Origin of the sequence: Actinomyces polynesiensis (assembly GCF_000820725.1) — a bacterium.
GTDB lineage: Bacteria > Actinomycetota > Actinomycetes > Actinomycetales > Actinomycetaceae > Pauljensenia > Pauljensenia polynesiensis.
Genome location: NZ_CCXH01000071.1, coordinates 1 through 16069, shown reverse-complemented (window position 1 = coordinate 16069; position 16069 = coordinate 1). Strand labels below are relative to the sequence as shown.

16 protein-coding genes are annotated in these 16069 nt (G+C 71.5%); 3 read left to right on the top strand and 13 right to left on the bottom strand.

The genetic code is table 11. From position 1 onward, the window contains the following. Positions 1 to 60: 60 nt before the first annotated feature. The 3 genes from TA90_RS02575 to ahpC all read right to left on the bottom strand — a co-directional run bounded on the left by TA90_RS02575 (position 61) and on the right by ahpC (position 3663). On the bottom strand, positions 61 to 1167 hold the full coding sequence (locus tag TA90_RS02575) for a zinc-binding metallopeptidase family protein (RefSeq protein ID WP_043534458.1): 1107 nt from the start codon (positions 1165 to 1167) through the stop codon (positions 61 to 63). A gap of 367 nt (positions 1168 to 1534) precedes the next feature. Further along, positions 1535 to 3100, bottom strand: a complete 1566-nt coding sequence (gene ahpF / locus TA90_RS02570; RefSeq protein ID WP_043534457.1) for an alkyl hydroperoxide reductase subunit F — start codon at positions 3098 to 3100, stop codon at positions 1535 to 1537. Beyond that, on the bottom strand, positions 3100 to 3663 hold the full coding sequence (gene ahpC / locus TA90_RS02565; protein ID WP_043534456.1) for an alkyl hydroperoxide reductase subunit C: 564 nt from the start codon (positions 3661 to 3663) through the stop codon (positions 3100 to 3102). The genes ahpF and ahpC overlap by 1 nt, the downstream gene beginning before the upstream one ends. A 305-nt stretch (positions 3664 to 3968) precedes the next feature. Between ahpC and TA90_RS02560 the strand changes: the two genes are divergently transcribed. Next, complete coding sequence (locus tag TA90_RS02560; protein ID WP_043534455.1) at positions 3969 to 4670, top strand: glutamine amidotransferase; 702 nt, start codon at positions 3969 to 3971, stop codon at positions 4668 to 4670. A gap of 100 nt (positions 4671 to 4770) precedes the next feature. Here TA90_RS02560 and TA90_RS02555 read toward each other — a convergent pair whose 3' ends face one another. The 3 genes from TA90_RS02555 to TA90_RS02545 form a co-directional block, all read right to left on the bottom strand. After that, positions 4771 to 5379, bottom strand: coding sequence for an alpha/beta hydrolase (locus tag TA90_RS02555; protein ID WP_074015245.1), 609 nt, complete (start codon positions 5377 to 5379; stop codon positions 4771 to 4773). Between the two features lie 89 nt (positions 5380 to 5468). Then, the gene (locus TA90_RS02550) at positions 5469 to 6410 is read right to left on the bottom strand and encodes a VOC family protein (RefSeq protein ID WP_043534454.1); all 942 of its coding nucleotides are present in this window, start codon (positions 6408 to 6410) and stop codon (positions 5469 to 5471) included. A gap of 38 nt (positions 6411 to 6448) precedes the next feature. Further along, complete coding sequence (locus TA90_RS02545) at positions 6449 to 7027, bottom strand: NADPH-dependent F420 reductase (RefSeq protein ID WP_043534453.1); 579 nt, start codon at positions 7025 to 7027, stop codon at positions 6449 to 6451. A gap of 130 nt (positions 7028 to 7157) precedes the next feature. Between TA90_RS02545 and TA90_RS02540 the strand changes: the two genes are divergently transcribed. Next, the gene (locus TA90_RS02540) at positions 7158 to 7910 is read left to right on the top strand and encodes a MarR family winged helix-turn-helix transcriptional regulator (RefSeq protein WP_074015242.1); all 753 of its coding nucleotides are present in this window, start codon (positions 7158 to 7160) and stop codon (positions 7908 to 7910) included. A gap of 325 nt (positions 7911 to 8235) precedes the next feature. On the opposite strand, the gene TA90_RS02535 is transcribed toward TA90_RS02540, so the two are convergent. The 7 genes from TA90_RS02535 to TA90_RS02505 all read right to left on the bottom strand — a co-directional run bounded on the left by TA90_RS02535 (position 8236) and on the right by TA90_RS02505 (position 15338). Next, positions 8236 to 8523: a DUF1540 domain-containing protein gene (locus TA90_RS02535; protein ID WP_043534452.1), complete on the bottom strand. Its 288-nt coding sequence runs from the start codon at positions 8521 to 8523 to the stop codon at positions 8236 to 8238. Between the two features lie 290 nt (positions 8524 to 8813). Next, complete coding sequence (locus TA90_RS02530; RefSeq protein ID WP_043534451.1) at positions 8814 to 9872, bottom strand: CobW family GTP-binding protein; 1059 nt, start codon at positions 9870 to 9872, stop codon at positions 8814 to 8816. 95 nt (positions 9873 to 9967) lie between these two features. Beyond that, the gene (locus TA90_RS02525) at positions 9968 to 10924 is read right to left on the bottom strand and encodes a metal ABC transporter permease (RefSeq protein ID WP_197067818.1); all 957 of its coding nucleotides are present in this window, start codon (positions 10922 to 10924) and stop codon (positions 9968 to 9970) included. Positions 10925 to 10929: 5 nt separating this feature from the next. Beyond that, positions 10930 to 11847 (bottom strand): metal ABC transporter ATP-binding protein, encoded by a 918-nt coding sequence (locus TA90_RS02520; protein WP_082031284.1) that lies wholly within the window; start codon positions 11845 to 11847, stop codon positions 10930 to 10932. A gap of 95 nt (positions 11848 to 11942) precedes the next feature. Continuing rightward, complete coding sequence (locus tag TA90_RS02515) at positions 11943 to 12884, bottom strand: metal ABC transporter solute-binding protein, Zn/Mn family (protein ID WP_197067817.1); 942 nt, start codon at positions 12882 to 12884, stop codon at positions 11943 to 11945. 188 nt (positions 12885 to 13072) lie between these two features. Next, positions 13073 to 14659, bottom strand: a complete 1587-nt coding sequence (locus TA90_RS02510) for a hypothetical protein (protein WP_043534449.1) — start codon at positions 14657 to 14659, stop codon at positions 13073 to 13075. A gap of 10 nt (positions 14660 to 14669) precedes the next feature. Continuing rightward, positions 14670 to 15338: an ABC transporter ATP-binding protein gene (locus TA90_RS02505; protein ID WP_052450406.1), complete on the bottom strand. Its 669-nt coding sequence runs from the start codon at positions 15336 to 15338 to the stop codon at positions 14670 to 14672. A 112-nt stretch (positions 15339 to 15450) separates the two neighbouring features. On the opposite strand from TA90_RS02505, the gene TA90_RS02500 reads away from it, so the two are divergent. Next, positions 15451 to 16062, top strand: coding sequence for a hypothetical protein (locus TA90_RS02500; protein ID WP_147513325.1), 612 nt, complete (start codon positions 15451 to 15453; stop codon positions 16060 to 16062). The last annotated feature ends 7 nt before the right edge of the window (positions 16063 to 16069 follow it).

The following is a 16069-nucleotide window of genomic DNA, read 5'->3' as shown; positions in this document are numbered from 1 at the left end:
GGCACGCCTCGACTGAAGCCTGGGGCACGGCCCGATCCGCGAACCGCAGCCCCCGGTCGTTCAGGAATGCGGAGAAGTGGGCTCCGCCCTCGTGGACCCGGGACCGTCCGCCTCCGTGGCGGCGCCCTTCCGCACCAGGCGCAGGACGAACTCGAGCTTGCCGACGACCGCATCAGGGATGACGAAGGGGTAGAGGTCCCGCTTGCCCATGGCGCGGTTGACCTCGTTCAGTGCGGCAGCCAGCGGCAACCAACGCCGCAGGATCTGGCCCATGTCCGGGTCCTGCAGTGGGTCGATGCGGGGGACCGAGACCATCGCGGCGGCGACCTCGGGGGGCCAGTCCCCGGGAATCGACGGCATCTGGATGCCGTGCGCGGCCGCCGTCTGCAGCGTGTCCGTGATGTGCAGGAAGTGTGCGAAGGTCTCGGCGAAGTCCTCCCAGGGGTGGGTGGTGGCGTACTGGGAGATGTAGGAGTCCTGCCACGGCGTCCCCGCGCCGTCCTCCCCGTAGTGGGCGTCGAGCGCGGCACCGTAGTCCTGGCGCTCGTCACCGAAGATCCCGCGGAACTCCGCCAGCAGCTCCTGGTCCGGTGAGACCAGTGCCTGCCAGTAGTAGTGGCCGATCTCGTGGCGGAAGTGGCCGAGCATCGTGCGGTACTGCTCGTCGAGCAGGGCTCGCAGGGCTTCACGGTGGGAGTCCTGGGCCTCGGTGATGTCGATGGTGATCACGCCGTTGAGATGGCCGATCATGACCTTCTTGTCGTCCGTGGACGCGTCGAGGTCGAAGGCGAGGCCGCCGTCGGGCTTGTCGCGGTGGCTGACGATGGGGAGGCCCAGGTCGTCGAGCTGGTGGACGAGGCGGCGCACTGCGACGCCCGTGTCGTGCAGGTACCCCCGGACGGTGTCGTCGATGAGGTCGGGGACGTGACGCACGAGCAGGCAGGCGTCGCACAGGTCCGTCTCCCCGGTGCAGACCCAGTTGCAGCCGATGGCGTGGTTGCGGCACCGCCGCCAGGGCGTGCCGTCCCCGTCCGTCCATTCCCCGTCGACGAGGGCGACCATGGCGTGCTCGGCCCGCGAGAAGGAGAGTTCCACGCCGCAGTTGACGCAGGCATCATTGTCGAAGTAGACGATGTGCTGGCAGGAGGGGCACTGGAACAGTCTCACGGGGCCTCCAGCGTGGTGGGGTGCGTCGGATGCGGGGGTCGGGGCCTTCGACCGGGCGAGGGGAGCGGCCGACGCGGGACGCTTCCCACGCCCCATCCTGCTACACGACGGTCCCGGGGAGTTCTCCTGTCGGCAGGATGCGACGCAGTGGAGCTCTGGAGCCGTGGACACCTCCGGTCCGGTCCTCGGTGTGGGGTGCACTCGAAGGCGCGCGCGGTGCCGGCGCGGTGCGCCGTGACGGGCCGGGGGACGGACCTCGAGGGGCGAACAGAGCGGTCCTCAAGGGGCGAACAGAGCGGACCTCGTGCCCCGAACAGAGCGGACTTCGCCGGGAGGAGGGTTGCCCGTCCTCCCGGCTCCGCCCCGCTCAGGCCACCGTGCGGATCAGGTGGTCGAAGGCGCCCAGGGCTGCCTGGGCACCCTCCCCGGCGGCCACCACGATCTGCTTGTAGCGCGAGGTCGTGCAGTCACCGGCGGCGTAGACGCCCTCCACGGAGGTGCGCAGGGACTCGTCCACGACGATCTCCCCGCGTGGGGTGAGATCCACCGACCCCTTGAGCCACCCGGTGTTGGGCAGCAGGCCGATCTGGACGAAGACGCCGTCCAGGGGGAGCGTGGACTCCGCACCCGACTCGCGGTCCACCACGCGCAGCCCGGTCACGCCGCGTCCGTCACCGAGGACCTCCTGGGTCGCGGCGTTGACGTGGACGTCGACGTTTCCCAGGGTGCCCAGCGTGTGCAGGAGGACCTCGTCCGCACGCAGCCTGGTGTCGAACTCGACGACGTCGACATGTGCCGCGACGCCCGCCAGGTCGATGGCCGCCTCGATGCCGGAGTTGCCCCCGCCGATCACGGCGACGCGCTTGCCCTTGAACAGGGGCCCGTCGCAGTGGGGGCAGTAGGTGACGCCCTTGTTGCGGTACTCCTCCTCGCCCGGGACACCCAGCTGGCGCCAGTGGGCGCCGGTGGCCAGGACCACGGTGCGGGCGCCGAGCTCGGTGCCGTCCTCCAGGCGCACCACGGCCGCGAGGGGCGAGTCGTCCGCTGCGGGCTCCAGGGCGACCGCGCGACGGTCGGGCAGGACGTCGACCTCGTACTCGCGCACGTGCGTCTCCAACTGCTGGCCGTAGGCGGGGCCCTCGACACGCGTCAGGGAGGGGAGGTTCTCGATCGCCGCGGTGTCCAGGACCTGCCCACCCATGCGGTCCGCGACCAGTGCGGTGCTCAGGCCCTTGCGGGCGGTGTAGATGGCGGCGGTGGCCCCGGCGGGTCCTCCGCCGATGACCAGCACGTCGTGCTCGGCCGGGATGGCGGGCGTGTCCGAACGGTCCTCGGGTGCCAGCGGGGCGACCTTGTCGAGGATCTTCTCCAGGCTCATGCGGCCCTGCCCGAAGGGCTCCCCGTTGAGGAAGACCGTGGGCACGGAGCGGATGCCCCGCTCCTCGGCCTCGGCCTCGAAGGCGGAGCCCTCGATGGCGGTGTGCGTGACCTGTGGGTTCAGCACGGCCATGAGGTCCAGCGCCTGGACCACGGTCGGGCAGTTCTGGCAGCTCAGCGAGAAGAACGTCTCGAAGTGCAGGGGGCCGGTGAGCTCCCGGGCGCGCTGCTGCAGGGCGGGGTCCTCCGTGGAGGGGTGGCCCCCGACCTGCAGGAGTGCCAGCACCAGGGACGTGAACTCATGGCCCAGGGGCACACCCGCGAAGCGCAGGCCCGTGTCCTCACCCGGGTTCGTGATGAGGAAGGAGGGGCGCCTGACGTCCTCCGAGGGGTCCTCGACCACGGAGAGCCGGTCGGACAGTGCCGCGATCTCCCCCAGGAGCTCCGACATCCTCCGCCCGGTGGTGGAGTCATCGGTGGCGGCCCGCAGTTCCACGGGCCGTGTGACGTACTCCAGGTACGTGCTGAGCTGGGTCGTCAGTGTGGGGTCGAGCATCAGATCTTGCCCACGAGGTCCAGCGAGGGGGTGAGGGTCTCCTCGCCCTGCTCCCAGTGGGCGGGGCAGACCTCGTCCGGGTGGGCGGTGATGTACTGGGCGGCCCGGACCTTGCGGAGCAACTCCCGGGCGTCGCGCCCGATGCCGGAGTCGTTGACCTCCATGACGCGGATGCGGCCCTCGGGGTCGATCACGAAGGTCCCGCGCATGGCCTGTCCCGACTCCTCGTCGAGGACGTCGAAGTTGCGGGAGAGTTCCTTCTTGAGGTCGCCGAGCATCGCGTACTGCACCTTGCCCACGGCCTCGGAGGTGTCGTGCCAGGCCTTGTGGGAGAAGTGGGAGTCGGTCGAGGCGCTGTAGACCTCGACGCCGAGCGCCTGGAACTCGTCGTAGTGGTCGGCGAGGTCCTCCAGTTCGGTGGGGCACACGAAGGTGAAGTCGCCGGGGTAGAACATCAGCACGTTCCAGGTCCCCCGCAGGTCCGCGTCCGTCACCTCGATGAACTCGCCCTGCCTGTAGGCATTGACGGTGAAGGGTTGGATGACTGTGTTGACCAAGGACATGGTGTGCCTTCCTCACTCGCGGAAACTGACCGTTGTAGTGGAATTCTACGTCCGCCCTCGTCACATCCCAAGGATCCAGGTGGACCTGCCTACATGCCCACAACCTGCGCATCTGTCTTGACAACGCTCCGGTGCGCGTTCTTCCCGAGCCTCCGGGACTGGCGGGGTCGTCGCCACGGGGCCCCAATCCTGAACGGCGTGAAATCCGCACGCGGGGCCCGCTCCCTCGGGCCGGGCCGTCTGCCCCGACCCCCCCGGGCGGCCCTACGATGGGGCCACACCGGCCGCGGCAGAGGAGACCACCCATGGACCGAGACGCCCTCGTCATCCGTCACGTCGCCTTCGAGGACCTCGGCATCCTGGAGCCGCTCCTGGTCGGGCGGGGCCACCGTGTCACCTACCTGCAGGCCGGTGTCGACGTGCTCGACCCCGCCGCACTCGTGGCGGCGGACCTCCTCGTCGTCCTCGGGGGCCCCATCGGTGTCGGGGACCAGGGGCGCTACCCCTTCCTCGCCGGGGAGCTCGCCGCCATCCGCGCGCGCCTCGACGAGGGCGGTCCCACGCTCGGCATCTGCCTGGGTGCCCAGCTCATCGCTGCGGCCCTCGGGGCTCCGGTCACGCCGACGGGCCGTGTCGAGATCGGGTACGGTCCGCTCACGTGGACGAGGGCGGGGCGCGACTCCGTCCTCGCGGGGATCGGTGACACGCCGGTCCTGCACTGGCACGGCGACCAGTTCGCCGTCCCGGCGGGTGCCGAGCGACTGGCCGGGACCCCCGGCTTCCCCAACCAGGCCTTCACGCGCGGGGCGGAGGTCCTGGCGCTCCAGTTCCACCCGGAGGCCGACCACACCCGCATCGAGCAGTGGCTGATCGGGCACGCGCACGAACTCGCCTCGAACGGGATCGATCCGCAGGTGCTGCGGGACGACGCCCGGAGGTACGGGCCCGAACTCGCGTCGCGGGCGCGTGCGGTGTTCGGTGCCTGGTTGGACGGCCTGCCCGCCTGAACCCTTCCCGGGACGTCCGTGGGGGGAGAGTCGTCCGGGGCCCTGGGCTCCGCCCGGGCGGATCGCACTGGCCGGGCGGGTGGGTCGCCGGGCTACACGTTCAGGCTCCGACGGTGCGCCCCAGGAACTCCCGGACGTCGCTGATCTCCTCAGCGCTGATCGCGTGGGGCAGACCCGGGTAGATGTGCGTCTCCGGGCTGGTGTGTCCCGGGAGCCAGGAGGCGGTGCGTTGCACGGCATGGGTGGCGATGACCTGGTCCCGGTCACCGCGGCCCCAGAAGAGTGGCGGGCGCAGCACCGCCAGTTCGACGTCGCCCGGGTGTGACCCGCCGCGGACGAAGCCCGCCAGGACCACGGCGGCCGGGACGCGTCGTGGTCGGCTGCGCAGCAGTTCGGTGGCCATGAGCCCTCCCTGGGAGAAACCCAGGGGCACGACCCGCGACTCCTCACCCAGGTGCTCGTCGATCCACCTCCACAGTGCGTCGGTGGCGGGGGCGACCCGGGCGGGTTCGGGTGAGCCGGGGGTCGTGATGCGGAACCACGCGTGGGATCCGGGGGCGAGTTCGACCGGTGCCCGCAGCGACGCCCAGGGCCACCCCGGGGCAACCCGGTCCGCGAGCGCGGCGAGGTCGCCCTCGTGGGCCCCGAACCCGTGCAGGAGGAGCACGTTGGGGTGCTCCCGGTCTTCACCGAGGTTCCTGCTCCCCACGGCGAAGAGGCCCTCCGTGCGGTCGGACGCTGCTCCCCGTGCGCTCCCAGTCGGCGCGTCGTGCGGCCGTCCGTGTGCCTGTCCACCGCTCACCGGTCCAGGACCTCCTCGACACTGCGGCCCGGCAGGGACACGGTCAGGCGCGTGTGCCAGGGGTCCGTCACCGCGATGTGGGTGCCGCTGTCCTCGAAGGGGAGGCGGGCGGCACGCAGTCGGGCGGAGAGGGCATCCAGGTCCTCACGTCCGGGCACGGTGATCGCGACCTCCCCCAGGCCCAGGCTGGCGGCGCGGGGGCCCGCACCCCGGCTGTTCCACGTGTTCATCGCCAGGTGGTGGTGGTAGCCGCCCGCGGAGACGAACAGGGCGCCGGGGTAGTCGCGCTGGGTGACCTCGAAGCCGAGCGCCCCCACGTAGAACGCCTCGGCCGCCGCGAGGTCTCCGACCTGGAGGTGGACGTGCCCCACCCGCACCCCGCTGGCACCCGGGGTGTCGACCGCCTCCTGCGTGAGGTGGTCACGCAGGTAGGCGTTGGGATCCAGCCAGGTCGTCGTCATCTCGACCTGGCCGTCCCTGCGTGGCCAGCGGGAGCGCTCGCGGTCGGTGTAGAGCTCCACCCCGTTGCCCTCGGGGTCGGTGAAGTAGAAGGCCTCGGAGACCGCGTGGTCGGAGGACCCCACGAAGCGGCTGCGGGGGTCCAGGGCGGCCCGGTGCACGGTGGCGGCGAGCGCGGAGGCGTCGGGGAACAGGAACGCCGTGTGGAAGAGACCGGCCTGGCGGGGGTCCGACACCGGGAGGTCGGGGGTGGAGACCAGGCGCACCATCGGGACTCCCGCGCGTCCGAGCACGCGGTGGACCTCCCGTCCGCGCGTGGCCTCCTCGATCGGCTCCAGGGCGAAGGCCCGGGCGTAGTAGGAGGACATGGTCCCCAGGTCACCGACCCGCAGCGTCGGGGCGTCCATCGAGGCGGCGGGGTTGATGACCCGTCCGGGATCCGTGGGGGCCGTGGTGGGGCCGGGTCCGGGGATGCTCATGTCGGCTCCGATCGGGAGAGGTCGTGCGGGGGTGGAGTTCAGCGGACCACGGCGAAACCGCCGGTCCAGGAGATCTTCTCGCCCGCGGCCAGGGTCAGCTGGAGGAAGCCGAGGGCCTCGAGCTCGTGGGCACGCCTGAGGGAACCGGCGTCGACGGCGGCGAGGCCTCCGGCCTCGACCGCGGCGGAGAGGGTGGCCTTGGCCTGCTCGTCGTCGCCGGCGATCAGGACGGTCGTCGGGTCGTTCCCGACCCTGCCGGAGGTCAGCGTGGCCGCGAAGGTCGTGTTGAAGGCCTTGAGCACGTGGCTGTGCGGGAGCTTCGCCTGGATCTCGGCCGCGGCGGAGGAGCCGACCGGGACGACCAGGGAGTCGAAGGTCTGGAAGTCCAGGGGATTGGTGATGTCGACGACGGTCTTCCCGACGAGCTGGTCGCCGTGGGCCGTGAGGATCGGGTCGACGGCGGGGTAGGGGACCGCGAGGATGACGACCTCGCCGGTGACGGCCTTGGTGCCGACCTCGTCGTGGGCGATGTGGTCGACGGAGCTACCGCCCGCCTGGAGGATCCCGTCGATCGCGGTGGCCATGGTGCCGGTGCCGAAGATGGTGAAGCTGGTCATGGTGGTTCCTTCCCGCCCGGAGGCGTGTGTCCGAGGGGTGGCCATGGAGGTCACCCTCATTGGTTGTATCTACAAGCAATGACAGTAGACCACATTGGTTGTAGGTGCAACCAATGGTAGGATCGGCTCCATGACAACGGATGGACCCACGGGCCTGGGGTACGGGGAACGCGTCGCGATCGCGCGGCTGCGCGCCCTCCTCGAGCTGCTCCCCCCGGCGCTCGACCGTCGTCTCCACGGGTTCCGTCTCACGGCGTTCGAGTACACCCTTCTCGAGTCCCTGTCCGAGGCGCCGGACCACCGGCTCCGCCTCAGCGCCCTCGCCTCACGCACGAACGCCACCCTTCCGCGGCTCTCGCGGGTCGTGAGTGGTCTGGAACGCAGGGGACTGGTGACCAAGGAACAGTGTGCGGCGGATGCCCGAGCGACCAATGCGGTGCTGACCGACTCCGGAGCCGAGGCCTTCCGACGGGCTGCACCCGCCTACGGTGATGCGGTGCGGGACCTGGTCCTGGGTGGGCTCGACGGCGCGGACATCGAGGACCTGGCCCGGCTGTGCCTGGAGGTCCTGCGGCGCCTCGACCCCGACGGCCGCCTGGCCGTGACCCTGGGGGAGGAGTGCGGCTCCGATCCCTCTCCGGAGCCATCACCGGAGTCGACCACCGGTCAGAGCTGTGGCGCGGATCCCTCACCGTCCGCGGGGCAGGACTGTGGCGCCGATCCCTCCGGGCGGTCGGTCGTCTCCCCGGCCGATGAGGCACAGACACCGTGTGGTGCGGATCCGGTGGTGTCCGGGCCCGGCTCCTGCGGCGCTGACCCGGAGCCGTCACCGACGACGTCCTGTGGCGCTGATCCCGAGGCGGCCGGTCAGGACGGGGCCTGAGCTCCGCCTCCGCACTCGGCGGCGCGGCGCCCGACGCTGGGCTGCGGCACGTCCGCGACGTCCGGAGGTGACGAGACGGGGTCTCGATGGCAGTTCCGCCAGGAATCCGACCGTTTCAGACCTCGAGACCCCACTTCGTCGGCACGGCGCTCGAGCAGTGGGGGCGCAGGCGGCCCGACGGGACCCGGACGGTCCCTCCGGGACACGTCGACGCGGTTTCCGGATGTGGCACGACGAGAGATGCTCCCGGAGGGCGCCCGTCAGGCGCTCCCCGGGAGCATCGATGTGGAGTGTGGCGACCCGTGTGACGGGTCCGCGAGGTCGCTCAGCGAGCGGAGTGGGTGAGGCAGTCCGCCTTGTCGGCGCCGATGCGGATCGAGGCGGCGGTGCACTCCAGGTGGCTGTTGTGGCTGCAGTCGGCCTTCGTGCAGGCTCCGACGAAGCTGGTCACACGATCGAGGCCGCCCTTGACGCCCAGCGGGATGAAGGTGGCGCAGGACGCCTCCGGCTTGGAGCCGATGGTCACGGCGGCAGCGGAGCAGGCATCGGCGTGGTTGTAGGAGCAGCTCTCGACGGAGCAGGCGCTGACGCGGGGGAGTTCGAGGGAGGACATGTTGACCTCCGAGGATCATGGTGTCGGATCTCCGATGTCCCCAGAGTGCCATTCCCCGCAACACCTCGACCGCTGGATCACGTCGTTGCAGGTCAAAGGGTGTTTCTGGAGTCCGGGTCAGGACGACCTTTCCTCGACGCGGAAGTCGCGAAAACCCTCGGGGTCCCCTCCGTCCCGTCAGGTGGCCGGTCTGGGGCCTCCCGGTGACCTCCGGCATGACCCGCCTGCTGCCTTCCAGCACCACCGGTCAGCTGACCTCCGGCGCGCCCCATCGGTCGCCGGGCCTGTCCTCAGATGCTGGGCCGGCAGAGGTGGTCCAGTTGGTGGAGGGCATCCGTGAGCGCGGAGGAGGGGAGCCCGCTGGTGCTCCCCTCCAGCGCCCGCTCCAACAGGGTGCGCGTGTGGGACACGTCCATGTGCACGCCGATGGCCACCAGTTCACCGCCGGGCTGGTCGGGGGAGTCCGGGCGTCGCTCGAGCCGGACGTCGCCCCCGACGGAGTTGACGAGGAAACGGCGGGTGCCGCCGGGTGCGGCAACGCTGACCTGACCCTTGAGCCGGTAGACCTCCGGGAGTCGCTCCCTGAGCAGTGCGAGCAGGCGGGAGGGGTTGGCCGCCGAGGGTGTCGTGACCGTCACCGTGTCCGCTTGCGCGTGGGGGCGGGCGTGGGCGTGCTCCCCCTCCCGGTCGGGGTGCCACTGCCGGGAGAGCTGCGCCAGCGGGAGCTGGTCCTGGGGGTCATCGTCGCCCGCGATGTCGAACACGAGGGTGGGGTCGATGCGACCTCCGACGGTGGGGACGACCATGACCCGGGGGTTGACCTGACGGATCCTCCCGGTGATGCACGCCAGTTCCGGGGAGTCCTGCCCACCGTCCAGCCGGTCGACCTTGTTGAGCAGGACCAGGGAAGCGGCGGCGAGACGGGCCGGGGGGAGGAACCGGGTGTCCACGGTGCGGAAGTACTCGACGACGTCCACCACCTCGATGACACCGGCGGGTCGGATGCCCGGTGCGGTGCTGGTCCTGATGAGGCGGGACAGGGCGAGAGGGTCTGCCACCCCGCTGGCCTCCACGATGATGGCATCCAGGGAGAGACGCGGGTGCGCGAGCCTCTCGAGGGCGAGATCCAGACCGCCCGCGGCGGGCAGGCAGCACAGGCACCCACCGGAGATGGACATCGGTTGGTCGACCTGTCCGGAGACCAGTCCGGCATCCACGTTGACGGCGCCGAAGTCGTTGACCACCACTCCCGCGCGCGTGCCCTCCCTCCGCAGGAGGTGGTTGAGCACGGTCGTCTTGCCCGAACCCAGGTAGCCCGTCAGCGCAATGACGGGGATGCGGGTGCGCAACTCTCTCCTCCTCCCGTGTCCGTCCTCCGGAGCCCGCGATGGGGTGGCCCGGACCCGCCCACGGGCACCAGCGCCCCGTCAGGTCAGGGTCCAGTTCAGTGCGTCGCCGGGGCGCCCTCGGCCTCCCGGCGGGCGATCTCGGCCGCCTCGGTGGCGGCCACCGCGCGACGCTGGCGCGCATTGCGCAGGTGCCACACCCCGTTGGCGATGAGGTAGATGAGGAAGGAGATCGTCGTGACGTAGGGGCTCACCGGCACCGACGCCCCCAGGGAGAGCATGATGCCCCCCACCAGGGAGATGAACGCGAACAGCACCGACAGGAGTGGTACGACCACCGGCGAGGAGGACAGGCGCATGGCTGCGGCAGCCGGGGTCACCAGGATCGAGAGGACCAGGAAGGCACCGACGATCTGGACGCTCACCGCCACCGCGAGCCCCAGCAGCATCATGAAGGCGAGGGAGAGGAAGCGGGTCGGCACGCCGCGGGCCTCGGCGACGTCGGGGTCCATGCTCGCGAAGGTCAGGGGGCGCCAGATCGCGAGCAGTCCGAGGGTGACGATGACGGAGATGATCGTCAGGGCATCCAGACGGGGGTCGTCGATGGCGACGATCTGGCCGGTGAGCAGCCCGAACTTGTTCGCCGTGCGCCCGGGGGCCAGGGACAGGAAGAGGATCCCGAGGCCGAGTCCGAAGGGCATGAGCACGGCGATGATCGAGTTGCGGTCCCGGGCCTTGGACCCCATGAGGCCGATGAGGGCGGCTGCGATGAGGGATCCGACGAGTGCGCCCTTGACCACACCGATCCCGAACAGGAGGCCCGCCGCACCCCCGGAGAAGGACAGCTCGGAGATCCCGTGCACGGCGAAGGCCATGTCGCGCTGCATGACGAAGACGGCGATGAGGCCTCCGACCACGGAGAGCACCGCGCCGGCGAGGATCGAGTTCGTCAGCAGTGCGACCAGCTGGCCGTAGTCGGAGAAGTCGAAGAGCTTGTTCCACAGGGACGTGTCCGTGGAGTCCATCGGGAGTGGCAGGGCCAGTGCGTTCATCATGGGTGTCACTTCCAGGTGGCGGTGGTCGTGGGGGCCGGGTGGTGTCGGTGCTCGGGTGCGCCCGCGACGAAGACGCGGCCGTCCTGGCGGATGACGTCCACCTCGGATCCGTAGAGTTCGGAGAGCACGTCGGAGCGCATCACCTCGTCGGTGGTGCCGACCCGGATGCGACCGTTGGCGACGTACATGACCCGGTCGATGTAGTCGATCACGGGATTGACGTCGTGGGTGACCATGAGCACTGCGAAACCGCGTCTGGCGCGCTGGGAGTCGATGAGGTCGATGATCTCGGCCTGGCGTCGCACGTCCAGGGAGAGCAGGGGCTCGTCGCACAGGAGCAGTGCGGGGTCCCCGGCGAGCGCCTGGGCCATGCGGACGCGCTGCTGCTCACCGCCGGAGAGCAGACCGACCGGCGTCCTGGCGTAGCGGGTGGCGCCGACGGCCTCGAGGAGTTCGGCGACCCGGGCGCGGCGTGCCGCGCTGGGCAGGCCGGTGCCCCAGTTGCGTCCGTCGACCCCCAGCGCCACGAGGTCGCGGGCACGCAGGGGCAGGCCAGGGTCCGCCATGGTCTGCTGGGGCACGTAGCCGATGCGGGCGTCGCCGCGGCTGACCGACTCCCCGAAGATGCGCACGTCCCCGGCGCTCAGGGAGTACTCGCCGAGCAGCGTGCGCAGGAGGCTGGTCTTGCCGGCACCGTTCGCCCCGAGGATTGCGATGAACTCACCGGGGTGGATGTCGATGGAGAGGTGCTGCCACAGGACGCGTCCCCCCAGTGTGAGTTCGGCGTCCGTGTAGGACACGACGGGGGTCCCCTGCGCGGTCCCTGCCGCAGGCGCCCCGGAGGGGCGTGGGTGGAGGGGTGGTGGGGTGGGGCCCGGGTGGGGGTCCGCCGCGGGGCCCTGCGACCCGACCTCAGACGACATGTGTTCCTCTTCCTCCGGTGGCAGTGCGACCGGGAACGGGAGGATCCCCGGCCCTGCGACCGATTCTAGGTCGCGGGACCGGGGATCCCGATGTGTCACTTGGACAGTGCGGCAGAGATCTCGTCGATGATCTTCTGCTGCCAGCTGACGTAGTCGAGTCCGGCGGGCAGGGTCTCCTGGACGGGCACGACCGGGATGTCCGCATCCTTCGCCGCGGAGAGGACGGCCTCGGTCTGGGGGCCGGTCGTCTGCTCGTTGTAGACGAGTGCATCCACCTGGTGGTCGCTGAAGAGCTTGAGCGTCTCGTCCAGGACGGTGGCGGGGACGTCGGTCTCCTCCTCGATGGCCTCGGAGAAGGCCTCGGGGGTCTTGTTGTCCAGGCCCATGGCCTCCAGCAGGTACAGCGGCACCGGCTCGGTGATCGCGACTCCGGCGCCGGCGTGGGCCGACTTGACCTCGGCCGCCGCCTTCTCCAGGCCCTCGACCTTGGTGGTGAAGGTGGCGAGGTTCGACTCGAACGTCGAGGCGTTGTCCGGGTCGGCCTTCGAGAGGGCCTCCTCGATGGCGCCCGCGACCTTGATCACGGTGGGGTAGTCGTACCAGACGTGCTCGTTGAGCTCATCGCCCTGCGTCGCGGCGAAACCCGAGACGTCGACGGCGTTGATGACCGTGGCCTCCGACTTCGCCGCGGAGAGCATGGTGTCGACGAAGTCGTCGTAACCCCCGCCGTTCTCCACGACCACGGTCGCGTCCGACAGGGCCAGCTGCGTGCGGGCGTCCGCCTGGTACTCGTGGGGATCGGTGTCCGGATCGGAGATGATGCTCGTGACGCTCACCGCGTCACCGGCCACCTGCGATGCGACATCGCCCCAGACGTTCGTGGAGGCAACGAGCGAGATCGTCCCGTCCCCGCTCTGACCACTCTGACCGCTCTCGTCAGCGGTCCCTGACTGGCCGGAACCCGTCGAGCAGGCCGCCAGTGCCGTCGTGGCGGCGACCGCCACCACGACGCGGCCGAGCATCCGGGAAACCCTCATGTCATCCTCCGATTCCACCCGGCCACCTCGGGCCGGGGACGTGCGCTGATGTTGACTCAGCCCCCGAGGCTAATCATGTTGAGAATGATAGTCAATAAAGGCGGGCCGGCCCCGGTGCAGTGGCCCCGCTTCAGCCGGCCGCGGTTCGGTGGCCCCGCTTCAGCCGGCCGCGGTTCGGTGGCCCCGGTTCAGTCGGTCGCCGGTTCCTCGCCGCGGGCGTGCCGGTCCGTGCGCGCCAGCGACCGGGCCCGCAGTCCCGCCACGGCCACGCATGCGACCAGCAGGACGAGGGCGCATCCCCACAACGCCCGACCGTCGGGCAGGACCCGTGCCACCGCCAGCGCGAGCACGGCCGCGAGGACCGCGGCGGGAGTCAGCCCGCGCAGCATCCACGCGACGACGACCAGGGAGGAGGAGTCGCCGAAGGGTGAGGGTGTCGGGGTGAGGAGCGCCAGGGGAGGCGAGGAGGAGGCCACCATCGCCAGGGAGGTGCACGGCGCGACGAGGGCGACCAGCACCAGACCCCCCGCGACGGTGGACCACTGGCCCGGCGCCGGTGTGGTGCCACCCAGCGCCGCGCCCACACCCGCGGCGACCCCGGTCACCACGACCACCAGCGACCAGGGGAGCACCAGGTGGGCGAGGTACATCCGGTCGAAGGGAGCAGGGTCCAGGCGTCCGGCTCCCAGTGACTCCAGGACGTCAGTCAGCGGTCCCGACAGCACGGTGAAGGCCCACTGGGTGACCAGCAGGGCAGCCGGGGCCGCCAGGACGCTCGGGAGTCCCCCGGCGGAGGAGGCCCAGGACTCCCCGGACATCACGGCGCCGATCCAGGTGCCGGCCGCCACCAGGGCGAGCAACGCGCCCGCCGTGCGCCAGGGAGCTCTCATGGCACCCAGCACACCCACGGCGACGGTGCGTCGCAGGAGTTCACCCCCGAAGGGGAGTGTCCGCCCGCGCAGGTGCCGGTGGCGCGGACCGTCGTGGACGGACAGCGCCCCCACGTCCCCGGTCCCCAGACCCGTGCGGATCAGGTGGCGCACGCGCACGTCGTGCTCGAGCACCCGCATCGGGACGCGGTCCAGCAGAAGGGGGACGGCGGCCACCGTCAGGCAGACGGCCACACCCAGGACTGCGGCCACCACCGCGTCGGTGCGTCCTCCCAACGTCCACCCGCCGCGCCCGCCCAGGTGCGCGAGGGCGGCGAGTCCCGCCCCCGTGAGGGCGGCGAGGAGACGCGACGGTCGGGACCAGGCGCTCTGGATGCCGAGCAGTGCCAGGACCACGAGGGCGGCCTGTCCCAGTGCCCAGGCTGTGGTCGTGGCGACCGCGGGACCGTCCAGACCCAGGCCGACCGCCACCGTCACGGCCAGGGCACCGACCACCACCAGCACCGCGCCGAGCACAGTCCAGGTCCGTCCCGCCAGTACGCGGCGCGCCCCGAAGGGGCCGTCGACCAGGTAGTGGAGCTCACCTGCGGAGGTGATGACCGGTCCCAGGTGGGTCGGTGCGACGGCGCAGAGCACCAGGGGCAGTGCGAACCACTGCCGGGCCCCCCACACCACGGCGGCGGCGCGGTCCCCGGGAATCGCCGAGGTCAGGCCCGTCAGGAGCGGGACCCCGATCATGGCCACGAGCAGCACCGCGACATAGGCCCTGTAGACCAGGTCGCGGCGTGTGGGTCCGCCCTCGTGCACGATGCGACGCGCGCGGGCGAGTGCGGCCCTTCCCGGGTGAGGGGCCGAGAGCGGGACGGAGGGGATGGGGCTGCTCACCGGTGTCCCCTCACTCCGGGGCCGAGAGGGTGAGGACCTCGTCAGCCACGGCGTCCGTCAGGTCGGGGGCATGGGTCGCCATGACGACGGCGAGTCCCGCCTCGATGCGTGAGCGCAGTGCGTCCCCCAGGGCCCGTCGGCGTCCGGTGTCCAGGCGCTGCTCGGGTTCGTCGAGGACGAGGACGCGCGCGGGCCGTGCCAGCCCCAGGCAGAGGGCGACGACCTGTCTCTCCCCCGAGGAGAGTTCGTCGGGGAAGTGACGGGAGAGACGCTCCGCGTCGAAGGCCCGCAGCAGTGCGAGCGGAGCCTCGGTCCCCGAGGGCAGACCCCACGAGGCGCGGACGAAGAGGAGGTGCTCGAGGACGGTGAGGTCCTCGAAGAAGGGCGGTGGCTGGATGACGTGGGCGATGTCGCGCCGCTCCAGGGCACCCGGGACGAGGCGGACGCTGCCCGTCGTCGGGGCGTCCAACCCCAGCAGGACACGCAGCAGGGTGGTCTTGCCCGAGCCGTTCTCGCCGCGCAGGACGGTGCACGTCCCCGCCCGCACCTTCAGGGAGGTCGCGGACAGGATCCTCAGGCCCGACACCGTGCGCGTCACCTGCCGGACGTCGAGGAGCAGGCCGGGGTCCTCCCCCTGGGGACGGCGGTTCGACGACGCGGCTCCGCGACGGTGGGGCATGGGCGCTCCTCCTCGGTGCGATGGCCAGCTCGGGGTCATCCTCCCACGGCGCGGGCGCGCGCACCCACGCGGACCGGCCCCGCGGCGGGCGCCCCGCGCGGACAATGGCGACATGGACACCGAGCCCGACCCACCAGCAGGCGGCGACGGTGCGTCGGGGGCGGTGCGCCCACCGGGCCACGCCGGTCCTGGCGCTCCGGACCGGGCGGGGACGTGGACGAGGACGGTGCGCGCGCCGGGCTTCACGTGGATCGCACTCGCACTGGGCGCCGCGGCGGTGCCCCTGCTCGTCCTGGTCCGTGGCGACCCCGGCTTCGTGGTCGTCATGGTCGCGGCGGTCGTGGTGGTGGTGTTCGTGCCGCTCTCGCTGTCCCGGATCCGCGTCACCGTCGACCACCGGGGTCTGCGCGTGGTCCCCGTCCTGACCGGGATCCCGCTGCGCCGCATTCCCCTGCACGACGTCGCCCGGGCCGAGGCCGTGCGCGCCCTCCAACCCCTGGAGTGGGGCGGATGGGGGTACCGGTGGAGACCCGGGCGACGTGCCGTCGTCCTGCGCGGGGGCCCGGCCCTGGGGGTGACGACCACCCGTGGACGGCGGTTCGCGGTGACCGTCCCGGACGCCGACACCGGAGCCGCCCTCCTCAGGTCACTCGCAGGGGTGGACGTCGAGGGGCGCGCGGTCGTCGACGGGCGCGGGGTCGAGGGCGAGGAGCGGGCGGGCTGACCCCCGG

Bases quoted from the DNA above. Each gene is read 5' to 3' on its own strand.
- ahpF (WP_043534457.1), bottom strand. From the start codon at position 3,100: ATGCTCGACCCCACACTGACGACCCAGCTCAGCACGTACCTGGAGTAC.
- ahpC (WP_043534456.1), bottom strand. From the start codon at position 3,663: ATGTCCTTGGTCAACACAGTCATCCAACCCTTCACCGTCAATGCCTAC.
- TA90_RS02560 (WP_043534455.1), top strand. From the start codon at position 3,969: ATGGACCGAGACGCCCTCGTCATCCGTCACGTCGCCTTCGAGGACCTC.
- TA90_RS02550 (WP_043534454.1), bottom strand. From the start codon at position 6,410: ATGAGCATCCCCGGACCCGGCCCCACCACGGCCCCCACGGATCCCGGA.
- TA90_RS02545 (WP_043534453.1), bottom strand. From the start codon at position 7,027: ATGACCAGCTTCACCATCTTCGGCACCGGCACCATGGCCACCGCGATC.
- TA90_RS02540 (WP_074015242.1), top strand. From the start codon at position 7,158: ATGACAACGGATGGACCCACGGGCCTGGGGTACGGGGAACGCGTCGCG.
- TA90_RS02535 (WP_043534452.1), bottom strand. From the start codon at position 8,523: ATGTCCTCCCTCGAACTCCCCCGCGTCAGCGCCTGCTCCGTCGAGAGC.
- TA90_RS02525 (WP_197067818.1), bottom strand. From the start codon at position 10,924: ATGATGAACGCACTGGCCCTGCCACTCCCGATGGACTCCACGGACACG.
- TA90_RS02520 (WP_082031284.1), bottom strand. From the start codon at position 11,847: ATGTCGTCTGAGGTCGGGTCGCAGGGCCCCGCGGCGGACCCCCACCCG.
- TA90_RS02515 (WP_197067817.1), bottom strand. From the start codon at position 12,884: ATGAGGGTTTCCCGGATGCTCGGCCGCGTCGTGGTGGCGGTCGCCGCC.
- TA90_RS02505 (WP_052450406.1), bottom strand. From the start codon at position 15,338: ATGCCCCACCGTCGCGGAGCCGCGTCGTCGAACCGCCGTCCCCAGGGG.
- TA90_RS02500 (WP_147513325.1), top strand. From the start codon at position 15,451: ATGGACACCGAGCCCGACCCACCAGCAGGCGGCGACGGTGCGTCGGGG.